This is a genomic window from Dolichospermum sp. LEGE 00246 (assembly GCF_015207865.1).
GTDB classification, from domain to species: Bacteria; Cyanobacteriota; Cyanobacteriia; order Cyanobacteriales; family Nostocaceae; genus Dolichospermum; species Dolichospermum heterosporum.
Window position 1 is genome coordinate 1 of record NZ_JADEWA010000659.1, and the last position, 2,066, is coordinate 2,066.

2 protein-coding genes are annotated in these 2,066 nt (G+C 39.8%); one reads left to right on the forward strand and one right to left on the reverse strand.

What is annotated here, in order from left to right; genetic code table 11:
- Positions 1 to 66 precede the first annotated feature (66 nt).
- Complete coding sequence (locus IQ228_RS25225; RefSeq protein WP_193964880.1) at positions 67 to 1,320, reverse strand: hypothetical protein; 1,254 nt, start codon at positions 1,318 to 1,320, stop codon at positions 67 to 69.
- A gap of 131 nt (positions 1,321 to 1,451) precedes the next feature.
- Between IQ228_RS25225 and IQ228_RS25230 the strand changes: the two genes are divergently transcribed.
- Positions 1,452 to 1,928, forward strand: a complete 477-nt coding sequence (locus IQ228_RS25230) for a hypothetical protein (protein WP_027404051.1) — start codon at positions 1,452 to 1,454, stop codon at positions 1,926 to 1,928.
- Positions 1,929 to 2,066 lie beyond the last annotated feature (138 nt).

Genomic DNA, 2,066 nt, shown 5'->3' on the forward strand with positions numbered 1-2,066 from the left:
AGGGGGAGTAGGGGGAGTAGGGGGGAGAAAGAATTTTCCCAATGACAACTGACAACTGACAACTGACTAATCACCTATTTGCTTATTCTGAAATTCCTGTTCGAGTAAATCTGTATCTGTGGAATAAACAGCATCTTCCTTACCAATCACTTTTTCTGTAGCAAATTCACGAGCAAAAGCGATCTTTTTCTGTAAAGAAGTATCCGCACCCGCTAATAATCTAGCCCGTTCTTGGCGTTGAAGATTGCGAGTAGAAATCTCATCATTGCGTCGCTTAATCCAGAAATACCGAATTAAGGGAATAGCGAGAAACCCTGTACCATAAGCCAATAACAATCCATAAATACCCTGCACAAAAGCCACCAATCCGCCAATTTGAGCCGCAATTGTGCCATTTCTTAATAAATTGCCCAAAATTAAAGCTCCAACAAAATTCACTCCTCCTAAACCAGCACTAAGGAGAATTTGTCCAGAACTAGCCGCACTGAAATTCCAGGAAAATTCATGGAGATATTCAGATATTGAACGCCGTTGCTTTTTACTAGCTCTTACTTGTAACTCTGGGAAATAATAGACTATTTGCCCGTCAGAACTTACCTGGGGCATTCCATTAAATCTTACCAGCATAGGCAACATATAATCCTCATATTCTTGTTGATATTTTTCGCCAACATCATCCAAATAAGGAGCAATTTGTTCTGCAACCACAGCACCTTGATTATTACTAATCACAGCCCCAATTTCTTCCCAACGGCGTTCTTCCAAACTGGCATTAGGATCACCATCACCAAACAAGAATGAAAACACAGCCTCAAAAAAATTCATTTCACTACCTTCGCCCCGTTCCCTCAGTCTTTCTTGCCGGGTATCACGATAATTTGGGCTAAAATACCAGAATAAATCCGGGAAAAAGAAGAAATTATTACCTCTAGAACTACTGCGATTATCATCATCCCGATTTGAACTAGCAGTCATAATAATGATAATAGTTACAGTAATCAGCAAGATAGAAGCAACTAAAAGAATGCCAAAAGAAATCCGAATTAGGTAAAATAGCACAGACCAAACTTTTTTCCACCACTCCCGCAACCGTATTTGCAAATATTTATTGCGTAAAATATCCCGAAAATTGCGAGGAAATTGATAAACAACATCACCTGATTCTGCAACCTGTAAATGTCCCCCAGCATCAGCCGCTAGAGCTAATAAACTTTGATTGACTTCAGCTATATTTAATCCTATCTGGGTGGCTACATCACCAACCGTGACTCGGTAGCCTAGTTGTTCCACAGAACGCATAATAGCGGGATTGGGAGTCATAAATCTTCCCTTTTGTTATATTTTGGTTTACCTTTATTCAGTATAATTGAAGCTAAATTTCTTTTCATTGCAGTTCTTAATTACAATCATACTTTTCACAAATTAGCTAGATAGGACTTATATATACAGCTATGGTTCAATACAGCCTCGCTCAAAGCCCAGAAATTATCCTGACAGTTCCTGGTAAAGATTCCGCTAAAGCTCGTGACAAAGCAATGGATCAGCTAATGGAACTCATGGACGCGGGTGAACTACCCACAGAACTAGAAGAAGGATTTGGTCCGCAACAATTAATAGAGGTGAAAGAACCAACCACAGATACTTCTAGCCGTGAAGATGAAATTACCCAAGCAGTACAAATCCTGAGTAATTTAGCTTCATTAAAATTAAAAGTCCAAGAATCACGCACTGAAGCCTTAGAAATTCGTCAAGCCATTGATGTCCTATTTTCCGATAAATCCGTCACTGAGGAAGAAATAACCCATCTTAAAGAAGGTTTTAAGGTCTTGAAAAATTTTGCTCAAGCCAACCTGCGTTACCAGGAAGCCAGAGGAAAAGCAGAACAAGCTAGACAAATTCTAGATCAAGCTCTCAAATCGCCTGAGTAATTGGTCAGTTGTCAGTTGTTAGTTGTCAGGAAGAAGGCAATAGGCAATAGGCAATAGGCAATAGGCAATAGGCAATAGGCAATAGGCAATAGGCAATAGGCAATAAATATTCTCCCTGCCCCCTGCCCCTGTCTCTTA

Coding starts and splice junctions, on each gene's coding strand:
- IQ228_RS25225 (WP_193964880.1), bottom strand. CDS start 1,320: ATGACTCCCAATCCCGCTATTATGCGTTCTGTGGAACAACTAGGCTAC.
- IQ228_RS25230 (WP_027404051.1), top strand. CDS start 1,452: ATGGTTCAATACAGCCTCGCTCAAAGCCCAGAAATTATCCTGACAGTT.